Source organism: Pseudomonas sp. FBCC-B1667 (assembly GCF_059133255.1).
In genome coordinates, this window is sequence record NZ_CP101437.1 from 3,036,374 (window position 1) to 3,055,476 (window position 19,103).

The following is a 19,103-nucleotide window of genomic DNA, read 5'->3' on the forward strand; positions in this document are numbered from 1 at the left end:
ACGTAATACCCAATCATTCAGCCAAACCCCATCCCCGTCAGGTTAACAAAAGATAACGTGGCGTCGATTGTCAGACCTTTCCAAACCCCGATAGGATAAGCCAGCTTCCGAAGGGGCTCTAGATTGCGCGTTTCAGGACTACGCTCCAAACAGCCAATCACAACGAGCCACCTTACGGCGCCCTGAAAGGTTGAACGACCTAACAATAATAATGGGGGAAGGTCTATGAGTGAGCCTGTCATGGGTGTCGGTATCTGCCGCCCGCCGGCACTGCGCAAAATCGCGTTGCTGGCTACAGCGCTCTCGCTGTTGGGCTGTGCCGCATTGTCGGCACCAGCGCTGGCCGCTGCCGCGCCAGCATCCGATGCTGTTTATGCCATTGAGTCTGCCAAGGCCACCAAAAGCCTGATGCTCGATATTGTCCACGCCGGTAAACGCCTGGTGGCGGTCGGTGATCGCGGGCATATTCTTTATTCCGACGACCAGGGCGTGACCTGGGTTCAGGCCAAGGTGCCAACCCGGGCACTGCTGACGTCGGTGTTTTTCGTCGATGACAAACACGGCTGGGCCGTCGGCCATGACGCACAGATCCTCGCCAGCGAGGACGGTGGCGCCACCTGGATCAAGCAATTCGAAGATTTGAAACGTGAAGCGCCGCTGCTCGACGTCTGGTTCAAAGACGTCAACAGCGGCTTTGCCGTGGGCGCGTATGGCGCGCTGCTGGAAACCACCGACGGTGGCAAAAACTGGGAAGACGCCAGTGATCGCCTGGACAACGAAGACCAGTTCCACCTCAATGGCATCGCATCGGTCAAGGATGCCGGGCTGTTTATCGTCGGCGAGCAGGGCAGCATGTTCCGTTCCGCCGATTGGGGCCAGACCTGGGAAAAACTCGAAGGTCCGTACCAGGGTTCGCTGTTCGGGGTGATCGGCACGGCGCAAGCCAATACGCTGCTGGCGTACGGCTTGCGCGGCAATCTTTACCGCTCCACGGATTTCGGCAGCACCTGGGAACAGGTTGAGCTGAAAGCCGCTCGCGGCGCACTGGAATTCGGGTTGTCCGGGGCAACGCTGCTCGACGACGGTTCCATCGTGATCGTCGGCAACGGCGGCTCGGTGATCCGCAGCAACGACAACGGCGAAACCTTCAGCGTGTTCAACCGTCCGGATCGCATTTCCGTATCGGCAGTGACGGCGGCGGGCAACGGCAATCTGATTCTGGCAGGACAGGGCGGCGTTCGCGCTACTTCGCCAACCGGCTCAGAGCTGGGCAAATAATAAGAAGGGCGGAGCTATGACATCCATGACAAGTCATCATCAGGACAAGGCGACGTTTCTTGAGCGCCTGATTTTCAACAACCGCCCGGCAGTGATCACGATCTGCCTGCTGGTCAGTATTTTTCTGTTCTGGCAGGCGACGCTGATCCGGCCGTCCACCAGTTTCGAAAAAATGATCCCGCTCGAGCATCCCTTCATTCAGAAGATGATGGAGCACCGTAACGATCTGGCGAACCTGGGCAACACCGTGCGCATCTCGGTCGAAGCCACTGACGGCGATATCTTCTCCAAGGAATACATGGAGACTCTGCGTCAGATCAACGACGAGGTGTTCTACATTTCCGGCGTCGATCGTTCCGGCCTCAAGTCGCTGTGGAGCCCGAGCGTTCGCTGGACCGAAGTGACGGAGGAGGGCTTCGCCGGGGGTGAGGTCATTCCGCAGAGCTACAACGGTTCCCAGCAAAGCCTCGATTTGCTGCGCAACAACGTCCTCAAGTCCGGTCAGGTCGGGCGTCTGGTGGCCAACGACTTCAAGTCGAGCATCGTCGATATCCCGCTGCTGGAGTCCTACCCGGACCCGCAGGATCAGGGCAAGTTGCTGGCGCTGGACTACCGCCAGTTCTCCCATCAGCTGGAAGAAAAGATCCGCGACAAGTTTGAAAAACAAAACCCTAACGTGCAGATCCACATCGTCGGTTTCGCCAAGAAAGTCGGCGACCTGATCGATGGCCTGGTCATGGTGGTGATGTTCTTCGGCGTCGCCTTCATCATTACGCTGATCCTGCTCTATTGGTTCACCAACTGCATGCGCAGCACCGTGGCGGTACTCAGTACCACGCTGGTGGCGGTGGTCTGGCAGCTGGGGTTGATGCACTTCTTCGGCTTCGGGCTGGACCCGTATTCGATGCTGGTGCCGTTCCTGATCTTCGCTATCGGTATTTCCCACGGCGTACAGAAGATCAACGGTATCGCCCTGCAATCCAGTGAGGCCGACAACGCACTGACCGCCGCACGACGCACGTTCCGTCAGTTGTTCCTGCCGGGGATGATCGCGATCCTCGCGGATGCGGTAGGTTTCATCACGCTGCTGATCATTGATATCGGTGTGATTCGTGAACTGGCCATCGGCGCGTCCATCGGCGTGGCAGTGATCGTGTTCACCAACCTGATCCTGCTGCCAGTGGCGATTTCCTACGTCGGTATCAGCAAGCGCGCCGTTGAACGCAGCAAGAAAGACGCGCACCGCGAGCACCCGTTCTGGCGTCTGCTGTCGAACTTCGCCAGCAAAAAAGTCGCACCGGTGTCGATCTTTCTGGCCCTGGTCGCCTTCGGCGGCGGTCTCTGGTACAGCCAGAATCTGAAAATCGGTGACCTCGATCAGGGTGCACCGGAACTGCGTCCGGACTCGCGCTACAACAAAGACAACAACTTCATCATCAGCAACTACTCCACCAGTTCCGATGTGTTGGTGGTGATGGTCAAGACCAAGGCGGAAGGTTGCTCACGCTATGAAGCCATGGCGCCGATCGACGAACTGATGTGGAAGATGCAGAACACCGAGGGCGTGCAGTCGGCGATTTCCCTGGTGACCGTGTCCAAGCAGATGATCAAGGGCATGAACGAGGGCAACCTGAAATGGGAAACCCTGTCGCGTAACCCGGACGTGCTGAACAACTCCATTGCGCGTGCCGATGGCCTGTACAACAACAGCTGCTCCCTGGCGCCAGTGCTGGTATTCCTTAACGATCACAAGGCGGCAACGCTGGATCGCGCGGTGCATGCAGTGCAGGAATTCGCCAAGGAGAACAACAAGGACGGCCTGGAATTCATCCTCGCCGCCGGTAACGCCGGGATCGAGGCGGCCACCAACGAGGTCATCAAGGAATCCGAGCTGACCATCCTGATCCTCGTCTACATCTGTGTCGCGACCATGTGCATGATCACTTTCCGTTCGTGGGCGGCGACCTTGTGCATCGTTCTGCCGCTGGTACTGACTTCCGTACTTGGGAACGCCCTGATGGCCTTCATGGGCATCGGTGTGAAAGTCGCGACCCTGCCGGTGGTGGCGCTGGGTGTGGGGATTGGCGTGGACTACGGCATTTACATTTACAGCCGTCTGGAAAGCTTCCTGCGTGCCGGTCTGCCGTTGCAAGAAGCGTATTACCAAACGTTGAAGTCCACCGGTAAAGCGGTGCTGTTCACCGGCCTGTGCCTGGCGATTGGCGTGTGCACCTGGATTTTCTCGGCCATCAAGTTCCAGGCCGACATGGGGCTGATGCTGACCTTCATGCTGCTCTGGAACATGTTCGGCGCGCTGTGGCTGCTGCCGGCGCTGGCACGTTTCCTGATCAAACCGGAGAAACTGGCCGGGCAGAAGGGCAACTCGCTGTTCGCTCATTGACCCTTGCCTGAAACAGAAAAGCCGCAACCTGGGTTGCGGCTTTTTTACATCTGAAGGTTGACGCTAAACCCTTGTAGGCGCGAGCAAGCCCGCTCCCACAGGGGATTTTTGCAGCTGTTGGATTGTGTTGAATCAGCTGGGATCGCTACCCAACACCACATTCAACGCATTGCGCGCATCATCCAGCTGCACCAGTGTCGCGTGCCGTGCGCCGAGGGCGTCGCGATTCTCGATGGCCGTGAGGATCGCCTTGTGCCGGGGCAGCGCCAGTTCATGCAGGTTCGGCCGCTGATTGGAATGCTTCAGCGCCTCGGCAATCGCCACCGACAGCATGTTGCACAGGTTGGCCAGCAAGTCGTTGTGGGTCGCATCGGCGATGCGGCTGTGGAAGTCCAGGTCCGGTTGCAGCAACGCTTCCGGGGTCGGGGCTGCCTCCATGCGCTGATAGGCTTCGCCGATGGAGGCGATGTCTGCGTCGGTGGCGAACTGAGCGGCCAGTGCTGCGGCAGCGGGCTCGATGATGCTGCGCACGCTGGTGAGCAAATCGAAGAACTGATTCTGCGGGCTGCTTTGCATCAGCCAATGCAAAACGTCCGGGTCGAGCATGTGCCATTCCTTGCGCTGCTTGACCACCGTGCCGACACGCGGGCGCGAATACACCAGGCCTTTGGCGACCAACACTCGGGTGGCCTCGCGCAGCACCGGGCGGCTGACCGCGTACTCCTCACACAGCAGGGCTTCGGCGGGCAGTTTGTCGTCCGGCTTGAAGCGCCCGGAAACGATCTGCATGCCCAGTTCCTGGACAATGCGCGAGTGCATGCTTTTGCGGTCGGAGGGTTTGCGGTAATCCATGGGGAACGGCGCGGTCCTGTGCGAAGGGGTGTCGCGCATGATAACAGGCACGACGGGATCTTGAGGCAGGTGCAAAGCAAATGTGGGAGCAAGCCTGCTCCCACATTTGGGGGGGGGTGATCAGTGAGAGTGGCGAGGGACCTCTGCGCCGCGGCAGCCGACCAGGAAGTCGAAGTCGCAACCCTGATCCGCCTGCAGCACATGGTCGATGTACAGCTGACGATACCCGCCCAGGATCATCTGTTGTGGTGGTGGCAGATCCGCCATCCGCGCCGCCAGTTCAGCATCCGGAATGTCCAGGTGCAGGCGACCGCTGGCACAGTCCAGCTCAATCCAGTCACCTTCCTTCACCGCGGCCAACGGCCCGCCTGCCGCCGCTTCCGGCGCGACGTGCAAAACCACAGTGCCATAAGCGGTGCCACTCATGCGCGCATCGGAAATGCGCACCATATCGGTCACGCCTTGGGCGAGCAGCTTGGCCGGCAAACCCATGTTGCCGACTTCGGCCATGCCCGGATAACCCTTCGGCCCGCAGTTCTTCATCACCAGGATCGAGTTGGCGTCGACGTCCAGCTCAGGATCATTGATCCGCGCCTTGTACATGTCGAAGTTTTCAAACACCACCGCCCGCCCGCGATGCTGCATCAGTTCTGCGGTGGCCGCGGACGGTTTCAGCACCGCACCGAGTGGCGCCAGGTTGCCGCGCAACACGCAGATACCGCCGTCGGAGCGGATCGGGTTGTCGAGGGTGCGGATTACTTCGTCCTGGCCGTAGATTGGCGCGTCCTTGGTGTTCTCGCCGAGGGTTTTTCCGTTGACGGTCAAGGCATTCGGATGCGGGATCAGGTTGGCTTCACCGAGACGGCGCAGCACGGCGGGCAGCCCGCCGGCGTAGTAGAACTCTTCCATCAGGAAGCGACCCGACGGTTGCAGGTCGACGATGGTCGGCATGCCGCGACCGATGCGGGTCCAGTCGTCCAGCTCCAGGTCCACACCGATGCGGCCGGCGATAGCCTTCAAGTGGATCACGGCGTTGGTCGATCCACCAATGGCCGCGTTGACGCGGATGGCGTTTTCGAAGGCTTCCCTGGTGAGGATCTTCGACAGCTTCAAGTCTTCGCGAACCATCTCCACCGCACGCATGCCGGACATGTGCGCCAACACATAACGGCGTGAATCAACTGCCGGAATCGCCGCGTTGTGGGGCAGGGAAGTGCCGAGCGCTTCCGCCATGCAGGCCATGGTCGATGCCGTGCCCATGGTGTTGCAGGTGCCCGCCGAGCGGGACATGCCGCCCTCGGCCGCGAGGAAATCGTCAAGGGAAATAGTCCCGGCTTTCACTTGCTCGCTGAGCTGCCAAACCACGGTGCCGGAACCGATGTCCTGGCCCTTGTGCTTGCCGTTGAGCATTGGCCCGCCCGTGACGACGATCGCCGGCACGTCGCAACTGGCGGCGCCCATCAACAGCGCCGGAGTGGTTTTGTCGCAACCGGTCAGCAGTACCACGCCATCAATCGGATTACCGCGAATCGCTTCTTCGACGTCCATGCTCGTCAGGTTGCGGGTGAACATGGCGGTCGGGCGCAGGTTCGATTCACCGTTGGAGAACACCGGGAATTCAACCGGCCAACCACCGGCCTCGATCACCCCGCGTTTGACGTGCTCCGCGATCTGGCGGAAGTGCGCGTTGCACGGGGTCAACTCCGACCAGGTGTTGCAGATGCCAATGATTGGCTTGCCTTGGAACTGGTGGTCGGCGATGCCTTGATTCTTCATCCAGCTGCGGTACATGAAGCCGTTCTTGTCGGCGGTGCCAAACCATTGGGCGGAGCGCAGGGTGGGTTTCTTATCAGACATGATCGATTCTCTTATTGTATGACTATATTGTTGCGGCTTCTGCGTAACATAAGCGCAAAACCCTGCCTTTGGAAGTGTTGTTGGTTAATTAGTAATACTATATAGTCATTTTCAACGGAGGGATGGCCCTGGCGATTTTTCGCGAGAGGCGGCCCCCGAGGTTCTATAACAACAACAATCGGAGACCGATCTCATGAGCCAGGAACTGCGGCTTATCCGCCGCATCACGCTGAAACTGATTCCCTTCCTGATCCTGCTTTACCTGATCGCCTATGTGGATCGCTCCGCCGTAGGCTTCGCCAAGCTGCACATGGGCGCCGACATCGGCCTCGGTGACGCGGCTTACGGTCTGGGTGCCGGGCTGTTCTTCATTGGTTATTTCCTGTTTGAAATCCCCAGCAACCTGATGCTCGATCGCTTCGGTGCGCGCCGATGGTTCGCGCGGATCATGATCACCTGGGGCACCATCACCATCGGCATGGCGTTCGTTCAGGGACCGCAGAGCTTCTATGTGATGCGCTTTCTGCTCGGTGCAGCGGAGGCCGGGTTCTTCCCGGGTGTTCTGTACTACATCACCCAGTGGTTCCCGATTCGTCATCGCGGCAAGATCCTCGGTCTGTTCATCCTTTCGCAACCCATCGCGATGATGGTCACCGGCCCTGTGTCGGGCGGATTGCTCGGCATGGACGGCACCCTCGGTTTGCACGGCTGGCAGTGGTTGTTCATCGTCATTGGTACACCGGCGATCCTGCTGACCTGGCCGGTGCTGCGTTACCTGCCTGATGGCCCGCAACAAGTGAAATGGATGGACCAGGCCGAGAAGGACTGGCTGTATGGCGAGTTGAAAAAGGACCTTGAGGAATACGGCCAGACCCGTCACGGCAATCCGTTGCACGCGCTCAAGGACAAGCGTGTGTTGCTGCTCGCGGTGTTCTATCTGCCAGTGACGTTGAGCATCTATGGCTTGGGCCTGTGGTTGCCAACGTTGATCAAACAGTTCGGCGGCAGCGACCTCGTCACCGGTTTCGTTTCCGCAGTGCCGTACATTTTCGGGATCGTCGGTTTGCTGATTATTCCGCGCAGCTCCGACCGGTTGAATGACCGCTACGGCCACCTCGCCGTGCTGTATGTGCTGGGTGCGATTGGCCTGTTCCTCAGTGCCTGGCTGACGGTGCCGGTGTTGCAACTGGCGGCGCTTTGCCTGGTGGCTTTCGCGCTGTTCTCCTGCACGGCGGTGTTCTGGACCTTGCCGGGCCGGTTCTTCGCGGGGGCCAGTGCGGCGGCCGGGATCGCCTTGATCAACTCAGTCGGCAACCTGGGCGGTTACATCGGTCCGTTCGTGATCGGTGCACTGAAGGAGTACACCGGCAACCTCGCGTCGGGGCTGTATTTCCTGTCGGGTGTGATGGTGTTCGGGCTGGTGTTGACGGGTGTGGTTTATCGGTTGCTGGAGCGCAAGCATGTGCTGCCGGCGGATCAATTTGCAGCCAGTGCGCGCGGCGCAACCCGTACTTAAGGTCAACATCAATCAACGGTGGGAGCGGGCTTACTCGCGAAGAGGCCATCACTTCAACCATTAATGGTGACTGACACACCGCTTTCGCGAGCAAGCCCGCTCCCACATTAATTCGGCGGGGTTTTGAAGAATTGTTTACAGGAGAAAATCATGCGTTTGGTTCAATTCGAATTAAGTAACGGCGAGCGCCGCGTCGGTGTTGTCGAAGATGGTTTGGTCCGTGAAGTGCAAGACGCGCACACGGTCCGCGATCTGGCGTTGGCAGCGATCAAGGCCGGCACAACGCTGCAGCAGCAAGTAAACGCCCTGGGCCTGGGCATCAGCCATAACTACGCCGAACTGCTCGCCACGCGGCGCATCCTGCCACCACTGGATCACCCGGACCCGGCGCACATGCTGGTCAGCGGCACCGGCCTGACCCATTTGGGCAGCGCTTCGGCACGGGACAAAATGCATCAACACGCCGGTGACGAAGCGGCCATGACCGACACCATGCGCATCTTCAATTGGGGTGTGGAGGGCGGTAAACCGGTAGCAGGACAGGCCGGCGTGCAACCGGAGTGGTTTTACAAAGGCGACGGCAGCATCGTCGTTCGGCCCGGCCAACCGTTCCCGCTGCCACCGTTCGCCGAAGACGCCGGCGAAGAGCCCGAACTCAGTGGTCTCTACGTCATCGGCCATGATCGCAAGCCATATCGCCTCGGTTATGCGGTCGGCAACGAATTCTCCGATCACGTCATGGAACGTAAAAATTACCTCTACCTGGCGCATTCCAAACTGCGCAGTTGCAGCTATGGTCCGGAACTTCGCGTTGGCGAATTGCCGCAACACCTGGCGGGCACCAGCCGCATCCTACGTGACGGTGAGGTGCTGTGGCAGAACGAGTTTCTCAGCGGCGAGGCCAACATGTGCCACAGCCTGGAAAACCTCGAATACCACCATTTCAAGTACAGCCAGTTCCTGCGTCCGGGGGACGTGCACATTCATTTCTTCGGCACCGCGACCTTGTCGTTCGCCGACGGTATTCGTACGCGACCGGGTGACGTGTTTGAAATCAGCCAGGCCGAGTTTGGTGCGCCGTTGATCAACGGCATCGAGCCTGTGCAAGCAGCGTTCGAACCCGGCACCGTCGGCACCCTTTAAGGAGACATGCATGACCCAGATCCTTGGACATAACTACATTGGTGGCCAGCGCAGCGCTGTTGGCGCACTCAAACTCCAGAGCATCGACGCCAGCACCGGCGAAGCGTTGCCGCACGATTTTTACCAGGCCACCCCTGATGAAGTAGACGCCGCCGCCAAGGCCGCCGCTTCGGCTTACCCGGCCTATCGCAGCTTGAGCGCGGAACGTCGTGCGCAATTTCTCGACGCGATTGCCGATGAGCTGGACGCGCTGGGTGACGAGTTTGTCGCTGTGGTCTGCCGCGAAACCGCGCTGCCTGCCGGGCGTATTCAAGGCGAACGCGGTCGCACCAGCGGCCAGATGCGCCTGTTTGCCACAGTGCTGCGGCGCGGTGATTTTTACGGTGCGCGGATCGATAAAGCATTACCCGAGCGCACGCCACTGCCGCGTCCGGACCTGCGTCAGTACCGCATCGGTCTCGGCCCGGTCGCCGTGTTCGGGGCCAGTAACTTTCCGTTGGCGTTCTCGACGGCGGGCGGCGACACCGCTTCGGCGCTGGCAGCCGGTTGCCCGGTGGTGTTCAAGGCTCACGGTGGTCACATGGCCACGGCCGAATGGGTAGCTGACGCGATCCTGCGCGCTGCAGAAAAAACCGCCATGCCCGCGGGCGTGTTCAACATGATCTACGGAGGTGGGGTCGGCGAAGCGCTGGTCAAGCACCCGGCAATTCAGGCCGTCGGCTTTACCGGTTCGCTGAAGGGCGGTCGCGCGTTGTGCGACATGGCCGCGGCACGCGCGCAACCGATTCCGGTGTTTGCGGAAATGTCGAGCATCAATCCGGTCATCGTGTTGCCGCAGGCGTTGCAGAACCGCGCTGAAACGGTCGCCCGTGACCTGACAGCGTCGGTGGTTCAAGGTTGTGGTCAGTTCTGCACCAATCCCGGGTTGGTGATCGGCATTCGTTCGCCGCAGTTCAGCGCGTTCGTGCAGCAGGTCGCGTGGTTGATCAACGATCAGCCGGCGCAAACCATGCTCAATGCCGGAACCCTGAGCAGCTATGGCAAAGGCCTGGAAAAACTCCTCGCGCACCCGGGCATCTCGCACTTGGCGGGCAATGCGCAAAAGGGCAATCAGGCTCAGCCGCAGCTGTTCAAGGCAGACGTCAACCTGTTGCTCAAGGGCGATGAAGTCTTGCAGGAAGAGGTGTTCGGTCCGACCACGGTGGTGGTGGAAGTGGCTGATCAGGCACAACTGAGCGCCGCACTGAACGGGCTGCATGGCCAGCTCACGGCGACGATCATTGGTGATCCGGCGGACTTTGAACAATTCGGCGAACTGACGGCGCTGCTGGAGCAAAAGGTCGGGCGCATTCTGCTCAATGGTTATCCGACCGGTGTGGAAGTGTGCGATTCGATGGTCCATGGCGGACCGTACCCGGCGACGTCCGATGCGCGCGGCACATCGGTGGGCACCTTGGCAATTGACCGCTTCCTGCGCCCGGTGTGCTTCCAGAACTACCCGGACAGCCTGCTGCCGGACGCGTTGAAGAATGGCAATCCGCTGCGCATCCAGCGGTTGGTGGATGGGCAGCCGTCCAGAGAAGCCCTCTAACAGCCCTAACAGCCGGAAACGGACCCTGTGGGAGCGAGCAAGCTCGCTCCCACAGTGGTTTGGTGTTGTGTCGGAGTTTTGTGTTCGGCATTGGGCTGCAAGCACATTGAGCTATCATTGCGTCTTTCCCATTCAAAGATTGATTGCCATGACTGCCCAAGCCGACACTTTGCTCAACACCCTCGAACACTGCGACATGGTGGAAATCGACGGGTTGCACGCATTCGAATTTTCCCTCGATGAAGACGACAACCTGCACATCGAATGCATCGACGGTCGTGTGTCCAGGCATTGGGAGTTCACCCCGGCCGAAGTTGAGGCCGCGACCTTCGATCCAGACCTGCAAAGCTGGCTGATCACCGGCAGTTCCGGCGAGCATCGTCTGGTTTGTACGGAGGCATTCGGCGGCGGTGACGACGAGGACGACGAGCATGAGGATGCGTAAAATCTGGCCTCTGTTAATGGCCGGCAGTATCGGCGCGATGGGCGCTCAGGTCGCCTCGGCCGAGGACTATCAGTTGCTGGTGGGGTCCTACACCGCGGGGCAGAGTCAGGGCATTTATCGCCTGAGCTTCGACAGTTCGACCGGACAGATCAACCCCACGCCACTGCAAGTGATCAAGAGTGAAAATCCGTCCTGGCTGACCCTGTCCAAGGATCAGCGCAGGCTGTTCGTGGTCAACGAAAACGGTCCAGGGCAGAAAGATCCGGTCGGGCGCGTCAGCAGTTATGCCATTGATCCCAAAACCCATGCCCTGAGCCTGATCAATCAGGTGCAGAGCCTGGGCAACGAGCCGACTCATTCGAGCCTCAGCGGCGATGGCAGTCATCTGTTCGTCAGCAACTACTCGGTGGTGGAAGATCCGGGTGGCACCCTTGCGGTGCTGCCGGTAGACGCTGACGGCAAACTCAACTCGGTGGTGCAGATGAGCAGTCATCCATCGAGTCGGGTCAATCCCGAGCGGCAGATGTCGGCGCATGTGCATTCGACGATTTCCTCGCCAGACGGTCGGTACGTGTTCTCCAATGACCTGGGCGCTGACAAGGTCTTTGTGTATCGCTTCGACCCCAAGGCCAACCCGGAACTGCCATTGACGCCAGCCCAACCGGCATCGGTGCAGTTGCCACCGGGTAGCGGGCCGCGTCATCTGCTGTTCAGCGCCGATGGCAAGCATGCCTGGCTGACCATGGAAATGAGTGCGCAGGTGGCCGTGTTCGATTACAGGGACGGCGCACTGGAGCAAACGCAGAGGGTTGACCTCGCGGCGGGCCAGCCCGTGTCCGATAAGGCAGCGGCAGCGCTGCATGCTTCTGCGGATGGCAAATTTCTCTACGTCAGCAATCGTGGCACCGCCAATCAGTTGCTGGTATTTGCCATCGACCCTGCGACTGGCCACCTGAAGGAACTGCAACGACGCTCCGTGGAAGGCGACCACCCGCGCGAATTCAGCCTCGACCCCAGTGGCCGGTTCGTGCTGATTGCCAACCAGAAAAGCAACCAGATTGTCGTCGTCGAACGCGATGCCAAGACCGGCTTGCTGGGTAAAACCGTGCAAAAGCTGCCGATGGACGCACCGAGCGACCTCAAGTTCATGCTGCGTCAATAGGCCGCAGGCCCCGGTACAAGGGGCCTGCATCCTTCTATCAATGAAGCTGATATCTGCTAATGCTACAAAGCATTTCAAGACGCGGACCCTCGAAGGTTAAGTTTGCTTCACGGCCCCACCGGGCAAGCAAGCCAACTGAATCCGAGGAATACCGCCATGAACTTCAATCTCTTCTCTGTAATCGCCGCTTCCGCCATCTCCGCCACCGTTGCTCTGCCAGCCAGCGCCAACGTTGAAATCAGCGAGAAAAAATCCCACGCCCAGAGCTACACCCAGAAATACCTGCAACAGAGCGCCAACTTCTACGCTGCACTGGATCACAAAACCCAAGCCTGAAATTCCAGCCCTGCACCTTTTATGCAGGAGCGAAGTCACTTGCGTCGATCAGGCTGAACAGCTTTGAGAAACCTGAGTGATGTCGCTCCTGCATAACGCGTTTACGACAGCATCACATTGCCATCGATTCCTGGCTTGATATCACATGGCCACGAGTCTAGATTCGACGCTGAGTTTTTGACTCCTTTTCTAATAACAAGGATCGACAGCATGGCGATGCGTCTGGCAGTGGTTCTTCTTTTCCTCTATTCCACCCCCATTCTTTCGGACGTTCAGCCCGTTCCAGACGAGCCGGACGCGGCCCGTGAGCGCATGATGAGTTTTATCGAAGACTGAAATAGACTGGCTTAATGATCAACGAAGCTGATGGACACTATGGAAAACCCTGAGTGGTTGCCACGGCTTTTTTGATTGATTCTGTGGGCATCGAAACATGCCCACGGAGAACACCATGGCCAGCTCAATACTCACTTCTGCCAAACACGGCGCCTACCTGGCCATCGGTCTATACGTGGCGATGGTGTTGGTCGTCAGCCTTTCGGCTCAATCGCAACACACCGTGGACGCACCGATTCAGGTCGCCTATCCCGCCATCCAGTTCGAACACCGCGCACAAGACGTCGTGGTCGATCACGCAGAACTGGCGGGAGTGGTCGGAGCATGAAAGGGCGCAAACTCTGGGTAATCGCCTTTCTGGCGTTCATCACCAACGGCGCTTCGTTGCTGGGCATCGGGCAAGGCTCGGCCGGTTCCGTGGCCCGGTCGATAGAAGCCAATCACAACCTTGCACGCAATATTGAAACGCAGAAGACGATGGGGCTGTTGGCGGGCAATCCACCGATCAAGCGCCAGCTCGATTTCTTCGGGCCATTCCAGGTGGATTGCTCGGTGTTGCAGATGTGTGAAGTGTTCGCCTGATCCAACAGTGTGGCGAGGGGGTGTTCTTATTTTTGCATGATGCCGGTAAACAGCTCCGACTCCAGAAACCGCTGTAACCAGTCCTGCAACCGCACATAAGGTGTCTGCGCAAACCACTCGCGATCGACATGGGCGAACTGCCGTACGAACGGCATCAACGCTACATCCGCCAGGCTTGGATGTGCCGCCAGCAAATAATCGCGCCCCTGCAGCAACTCATTAAGCTGACGCAAAAACACCTCACCTTGCGCCCGATAAACCTCCATCGGCTGCTCGGGGTAGCGTTCGGCGTACTTGTAGCGATTCAAATGCACCTTGAACTCCTGATCGTTTGCGTCGATCAGGGCGGCAATCTGCGCCTGCCCGGCGGGGTCATCCTGGAGCAGCCAATCCTGCGGATCGTTTTGAGCCAACGCCCAGTGCATGATCGCCAGGCTTTCATCAATGACCCGTCCATCAGCGCTCAACACCGGTACCGTGCCTTTGCTCGACAGCGTAAGCATCTCGGCGGGTTTGGCCTTGAGGCTGACCTCGACAATATCAACCGCAACGCCTGAATAGCGCAGGGCCATCCGCGCACGCATGGCGTACGGGCAGCGCCGGAACGAATACAGCGTATTCATTTCACCTCCAGCGTACTTAGGCCATTGCCCTGGCGAAGGACCTGAATCTGCACTGGAATCCGTTCATGCATTTCCTGCACATGGGAAATCACCGCGACTTTTCGGCCCTGAGCCTGCAAGCCATCGAGCGCGTCCATGGCCAGTTGCAGGGATTGCGGATCGAGGCTGCCGAAGCCTTCGTCGATGAACAGCGATTCGATTTTCAACGTACTGGACGCCATCGACGCCAGGCCCAGGGCCAATGCCAGCGACACCAGGAACGTCTCGCCGCCAGAGAGCGAATGCACGGAGCGCAGCTCGTCGCCCATTTCGGTGTCCATCACCAACAACCCGAGCATGCTGCCGCCGCGTTTTAGCCGATAACGGCGCACCAATTGGCGCAACTGTACGTTGGCGTGATGCACCAGCAGGTCGAGGTTGTACGCTTGGGCGATCTTGCGGAAAGTATCGCCGGTGGCCGAGCCGATCAGGGCGTTCAAGCGCGCCCAGCGCTGGAACTCGGTGTAGGCGTCGGCGATCTGTTGCGCCAGTGCCTGATTAGCGTTTTGCCGGCGCTGGTCTTCAGCCTGCTCGGCGCGAAGTTCGGCGCAGCGATGTTCGCTGGCGGCAAACAGGCTTTGCAGTTCGGACAGTGCAGTGGCCAATTGTTCGGCATTAAGGTTGCCATTGTGCTGCGCCTGATGATTGAGCAGACGGTTGTCGCGCTCCTGCAACAAAACCTTGGCTTGTTCGATGGCTTTTTCACTGTGCTGCAATTGCTGACGCAGGTCGCTGACCTGTTGGTCGTCGACGCTCAGCAACGCTTCCAGCCCACCGTCATCCAGCTCCGGATGCCGCGCGCGCCAATCGGCGATCTTGCCGCTCAACTCGCGGTCTTCGGCTTCCAGTGCCTGCGAACGCTCGTGCAAGGCCTTGAGTTCGGCGGCGAGTTGTACCAGCCGCGTGCGTACGGTTTGCAGTTCTTGATTGGCGGTCGATTCTGCGGTGCGTGCCTGTTCGACCGCTTGATCGAGTTGCTGCTGCCATTGCTCGGCACTGGCGTATGCGCCCAACAATTGCGTCAGGGTTAGCTGACAGGCGTGCTGTTGCTCGGCGAGGGCATCGAATTGCTGCTTGGCAGCTTCGAGTTGCTGAACCCGCGTCTGCTGGCGGTCCTGTTCTTTCTCCAGGGTCTGCTGACGTTGCAGCTGTTCGCTCAGTTCATCGCGTTGCTGATCGAGTTGCTCCAGGCGCTGGGCAATCTGCCGGTCGAGTTGCATGAACGTCGCGGCGGGCTCGTTGCGCAACGCCTCCAGCGTCTCGGGCGGGAGCAGGGTGCTGAAGGCGGTCAGTTCCTCATCCAGGCGCTGGCGGTCGCTGTCCAACTCGCGTTGCTGAGTACTCAAGTGCTGCGCCGCTTGCTGGCTCGCCGTTTCGGCACTGCGCAGTTGATGCTGGAGGCGCGCGGCGTCCTGTTGCAAGGCGAGCAGGGCGGTTTGCCGTTGTTCGTCCTGGGTGATGCTTTGGTTCAACTGATTGTTTTGCTGCGCCAGCCATGCATCGCGTTTGTTCGTGTCATGAGCCAGCAATTGTGCCGACAACGGATGAGCGTCGAGGCTTGGTGTCAGGGCTTGTTGCTGGGTCGCCAGTTGCTCTTGCTGCTGTAACAGCTCTTTTTGCTGAGCGATCAATCCGCCGACTTCACCGCGCAAGTCAGTGAGTTTTTCCTTCAGATGGTCGACGGCTTTTTGCGCGTTGGCCTGCTCGCTTTCATCATGACGACCGAGGCTTTGCAGCAGCGCTTCCGGCTGATGATAAGGATGGTCGGGGCTGCCACAAACCGGGCACGGTTGATCGTCCTGCAACTGCTCACGCAATTCTTCGACGCTGGCGCTGCGGGCCAGACGCTGACGCTCCAGCAGTTCGCGGGTGACGTTCAGGGTCTGTTCGGCGACTGTCAGTTCGTTCTTGGTCTTTACCCCGTCCTGGGTCAGTCGATCCCGTTCTTGCTGAGCGGTCGACAGGCGTTGTTGAAGCTCCATGCCACGGCTGTCCAGCTCCCGCTGCTGGGTCCACAGTCGTGTCAGCTCTTCGAAGGCGCGCAGTTGCTTGCGGTTGTCCTGCAGCAGATTGCCGAGCAGCTGGATTTGTTCAGCCACGGCTTCGGGCTCGGCGCCGGCCTCTTTGTAGAGCACTTCCAGCTGCTGCTTTTGCGCGGCGAACGCTTCCTCTGCGCGTGTGGCGCCGAGTACCAGTGCGGCTATTTCGGCCTGGCCCTTGTTCAAGCGATTGCCGATCAACATCAGCTGTTGCAGGCGATCGCGATAGGCATTCCACGCCTCGCTGAGCGGCGCCAGAGCGGCGCTTTGTTCAAGCTCTGCGGTGATGCGTTGCAGGCGTTCGGCGACGAGTTTTTGCTGGTCCAGCAAACCTTGAATCGTGCTCTGACCCTGCGTGCAGGTCAGTTCGGCTTGCTGCTTGAGATCGGCACTGAGGCTCGTGTCCTTGACCAGGCGGGCGAGGGTGCTTTGCGCTTCAAAGGCCTGGCGCAGTAACGGTGCGCTATTAGTGTGCTGCAGTTGTGCTTCGGCCAGCGCGGTGTGGGCGCTGCTCAGGCTCTGTTCGAGTTGCGTCTGGCGCTCGGTCAGTTCCTGTTGATGTTGCGTGTGTTGCTGAATCTGCTGGGCCAGTGGTGTTAGCTGACTGTTGAGTTCGGTTTTGCGAGCGAATTGATGCCGTTGCGGGGCCAACTGCTCCAGGCGCGTCATTTTCAAGCGTTCGCCGACCTGACTGTCCCAATGCTGCTGCGCGCCAGTCAATTGCTCAGTGGCGCTCAGTTGTTCGTCCTGCAACTGGCGCAGCTCTTTGAGCCAGGTGTGTTGCAGCTCAAGCTGCTTGAGCTGCGCCTGCTGCGTCTTCAGTTGTTGCTGCGCTTCATTGAAGCGCTCATCCAGTTCGGCCCGGGCTTCAGGTGCCAGCGGCGTCACGCCGGTGGCCTGGTCCTGCAACAGCTTGTGTGCTTCACGCGCCTCTTTGGTCTTGTCGAACGCACGACGACCGAGCTGGGTGTAAAGCGCGGTGTCGGTGAGCTTTTCCAGCAGTTCGCTGCGTTCGTTGTCGTTGGCCTTGAGGAAGGCACTGAACTCGCTCTGGGCGAGCAACACGGCGCGGGTGAACTGCTCGAAGTTCAGGCCCAATACGGACTCGAGCTGGGTTTTGAACTCGACTTTCTGGCTGGCCAGCAGTTGATCCTGATCGATGTCGCGCAAGCTCTGGCGACTGGCTTGCAACTTGCCGCCAGCCTTTTCCCGTGCGCGATTGGCTTCCCAGCGGGCGCGGTAACGACGGCCGTCGATGCCGACGAAATCCACTTCGGCATAGCCTTCGCCGGTGCCGCGACGCAGCAACGTGCGCGGGTCGCCGGTGCTGATTTCGCCATCGGCGTCTGGTGCTTTTGCGGAGACTTGGGCATTGCTCAGACGCGGCACGGCGCCAAACAAGGCCAGGCACAAGGCATCGAGCAATGTACTTTTACCGGCGCCGGTCGGCCCGGTGATCGCAAACAAGCCGGCGCTGGCCAAAGGTTCGGCGGTGAAGTCGATCTCAAACGGACCGGCCAGGGAGGCAAGGTTCTTTAGGCGGATCGCGAGGATCTTCATGGTTGTTCGCGCTCCATCTGCACGTCTTGCAGCAACTCGGCAAAGTCCTTCAGCGTTTGCTCATCGACTTCACTGCCGTAGCTGTCCTGCCAGGCGCGACTGAACAATTCCTGAGGCGTGAGCTGGTCCAGTTCGACCAGCGTGGTGCCGTCGTCGACGCCGTCACGGTTGCCGTTGCCGGCGTATTCGGCGGCGATGCGCACCAGACGCACGGCTTTGCCTTGCAGGGCGGTTTCAACCTGATGACGCAGGTCGGGTTGTGGTTCGTCGAGGCGAACGCGGACTTCCAGCCACGGTTGGCGCTGAATGTCGGCCAGTAAATCGATGTTGGGCAGGTCGGCCAGTTGCAGGAGGATCTCTGCCAGCGGCGCCGGGCCGATGCGTTGCAGGTTCACCGCCCGGGGGATCAGTTTCGGTTCGACGCTGACCAGGGTTTCGCCGTCGAGGGTGACGTCGAGAATCTGATGCTGATAACCGATCTCCGAGAACGACAATGGAATCGGCGAGCCGCTATAGCGGATGCGCTCTTCACCGTTGACCTTTTGCGGCTTGTGCAAGTGACCGAGGGCGACGTAACTGATGCTGGGCCCGAACAGGCTGGCGGACAGCGCTTCGGCGTTGCCGATGATCAGGCTGCGCTCGGAGTCTTCGGAGACCGAACCTCCAGCCATGTGCGCGTGGCTGATGGCGATCAACGCCTGGCCGGGCGTGCGCTTGGCGTTGGCCGCTTCGATCAGCCATTCGTGAACCTGGCCAATCCCGCGCAAATAGTTGTCGCCCAATTGCGCGCCGGTGACTTCGGCAGGACGCAGGAACGGCAGCGCCAGGCACCAGGCGGCAATCTCACCGCTCGCATCCGGTAACGGTAGCAACAGGCGTCCGGCATCCAGTTGACCGTCATCCAGCCACAGCACGCGGCCGAGCGCATGGGTGCGCAGACGGCGCATCAATGGCGCGGGAAGTTCGATTCGTGAGCCGGAATCGTGATTGCCGGCGATCATTACGATGGTCAGCAACGGCTGCTGCTCGTGGGCGCTGACGATGAAATCGTAGAGGCGTTCCTGGGCTTTCACCGGCGGGTTGACCGTATCGAAGATGTCGCCGGCGATCAGCAGCACATTGGGCTGGTCCAGCTTCAGTTGGCGCAACAGCCACTCCAGAAAACAGGCGTGCTCGAAATCGCGTTCCTGGCCGTGCAGATTCTGCCCAAGGTGCCAGTCGGAGGTGTGGAACAGACGCAAGGCGGACTCCGTTGCAAATAAGGTGATGGCCGCGTAGAGAATGTGGGCGGCTAAAGGGGAGGGAGTTTACTGGCAAACACGCTCGATGTGGCCAGCGACACC

16 protein-coding genes are annotated in these 19,103 nt (G+C 59.7%); 11 read left to right on the forward strand and 5 right to left on the reverse strand.

Annotation, left to right across the window (positions count from 1 at the left end; translation table 11 throughout):
- Positions 1–225: 225 nt before the first annotated feature.
- Positions 226–1,278, forward strand: a complete 1,053-nt coding sequence (locus tag NL116_RS13830) for a WD40/YVTN/BNR-like repeat-containing protein (RefSeq protein ID WP_494377649.1) — start codon at positions 226–228, stop codon at positions 1,276–1,278.
- A gap of 25 nt (positions 1,279–1,303) precedes the next feature.
- The gene (locus NL116_RS13835) at positions 1,304–3,679 is read left to right on the forward strand and encodes an efflux RND transporter permease subunit (RefSeq protein WP_494377650.1); all 2,376 of its coding nucleotides are present in this window, start codon (positions 1,304–1,306) and stop codon (positions 3,677–3,679) included.
- A 132-nt stretch (positions 3,680–3,811) separates the two neighbouring features.
- Here NL116_RS13835 and NL116_RS13840 read toward each other — a convergent pair whose 3' ends face one another.
- Together NL116_RS13840 and NL116_RS13845 are read right to left on the reverse strand one after the other, a co-directional pair.
- Positions 3,812–4,531, reverse strand: coding sequence for a FadR/GntR family transcriptional regulator (locus tag NL116_RS13840; RefSeq protein ID WP_494378060.1), 720 nt, complete (start codon positions 4,529–4,531; stop codon positions 3,812–3,814).
- A gap of 120 nt (positions 4,532–4,651) precedes the next feature.
- Positions 4,652–6,388: an IlvD/Edd family dehydratase gene (locus NL116_RS13845; protein WP_494377651.1), complete on the reverse strand. Its 1,737-nt coding sequence runs from the start codon at positions 6,386–6,388 to the stop codon at positions 4,652–4,654.
- A gap of 193 nt (positions 6,389–6,581) precedes the next feature.
- On the opposite strand from NL116_RS13845, the gene NL116_RS13850 reads away from it, so the two are divergent.
- The 9 genes from NL116_RS13850 (at position 6,582) to NL116_RS13890 (ending at position 13,499) form a co-directional block, all read left to right on the forward strand.
- Positions 6,582–7,904, forward strand: coding sequence for an MFS transporter (locus NL116_RS13850; RefSeq protein WP_494377652.1), 1,323 nt, complete (start codon positions 6,582–6,584; stop codon positions 7,902–7,904).
- 150 nt (positions 7,905–8,054) lie between these two features.
- Positions 8,055–9,047, forward strand: coding sequence for an AraD1 family protein (gene araD1 / locus NL116_RS13855; protein ID WP_494377653.1), 993 nt, complete (start codon positions 8,055–8,057; stop codon positions 9,045–9,047).
- Between the two features lie 10 nt (positions 9,048–9,057).
- Positions 9,058–10,638, forward strand: a complete 1,581-nt coding sequence (locus tag NL116_RS13860) for an aldehyde dehydrogenase (NADP(+)) (protein WP_494377654.1) — start codon at positions 9,058–9,060, stop codon at positions 10,636–10,638.
- A gap of 148 nt (positions 10,639–10,786) precedes the next feature.
- Positions 10,787–11,083: a DUF5629 family protein gene (locus NL116_RS13865; protein ID WP_494377655.1), complete on the forward strand. Its 297-nt coding sequence runs from the start codon at positions 10,787–10,789 to the stop codon at positions 11,081–11,083.
- The gene (locus NL116_RS13870; RefSeq protein WP_494377656.1) at positions 11,076–12,245 is read left to right on the forward strand and encodes a lactonase family protein; all 1,170 of its coding nucleotides are present in this window, start codon (positions 11,076–11,078) and stop codon (positions 12,243–12,245) included. Before NL116_RS13865 ends, NL116_RS13870 begins: the two co-directional genes overlap by 8 nt.
- 156 nt (positions 12,246–12,401) lie before the next feature.
- A complete protein-coding gene (locus tag NL116_RS13875) occupies positions 12,402–12,581 on the forward strand; it encodes a hypothetical protein (RefSeq protein ID WP_059180948.1) in 180 nt (59 codons plus the stop codon).
- A gap of 210 nt (positions 12,582–12,791) precedes the next feature.
- Complete coding sequence (locus tag NL116_RS13880) at positions 12,792–12,917, forward strand: hypothetical protein (protein WP_494377657.1); 126 nt, start codon at positions 12,792–12,794, stop codon at positions 12,915–12,917.
- Between the two features lie 115 nt (positions 12,918–13,032).
- A complete protein-coding gene (locus tag NL116_RS13885) occupies positions 13,033–13,245 on the forward strand; it encodes a hypothetical protein (protein WP_123436189.1) in 213 nt (70 codons plus the stop codon).
- Positions 13,242–13,499, forward strand: coding sequence for a hypothetical protein (locus tag NL116_RS13890; RefSeq protein ID WP_494377658.1), 258 nt, complete (start codon positions 13,242–13,244; stop codon positions 13,497–13,499). The genes NL116_RS13885 and NL116_RS13890 overlap by 4 nt, the downstream gene beginning before the upstream one ends.
- A gap of 26 nt (positions 13,500–13,525) precedes the next feature.
- Here the strand turns inward: NL116_RS13890 and NL116_RS13895 are convergent, their stop codons facing one another.
- Genes NL116_RS13895 through NL116_RS13905 form a run of 3 tightly spaced genes read right to left on the reverse strand, consistent with a single transcriptional unit; the run spans position 13,526 to position 19,001 of the window.
- Complete coding sequence (locus NL116_RS13895; protein WP_494377659.1) at positions 13,526–14,122, reverse strand: glutathione S-transferase; 597 nt, start codon at positions 14,120–14,122, stop codon at positions 13,526–13,528.
- On the reverse strand, positions 14,119–17,760 hold the full coding sequence (locus NL116_RS13900) for an AAA family ATPase (protein ID WP_494377660.1): 3,642 nt from the start codon (positions 17,758–17,760) through the stop codon (positions 14,119–14,121). The genes NL116_RS13895 and NL116_RS13900 overlap by 4 nt, the downstream gene beginning before the upstream one ends.
- The gene (locus NL116_RS13905; RefSeq protein ID WP_494377661.1) at positions 17,757–19,001 is read right to left on the reverse strand and encodes an exonuclease SbcCD subunit D C-terminal domain-containing protein; all 1,245 of its coding nucleotides are present in this window, start codon (positions 18,999–19,001) and stop codon (positions 17,757–17,759) included. The genes NL116_RS13900 and NL116_RS13905 overlap by 4 nt, the downstream gene beginning before the upstream one ends.
- Positions 19,002–19,103 lie beyond the last annotated feature (102 nt).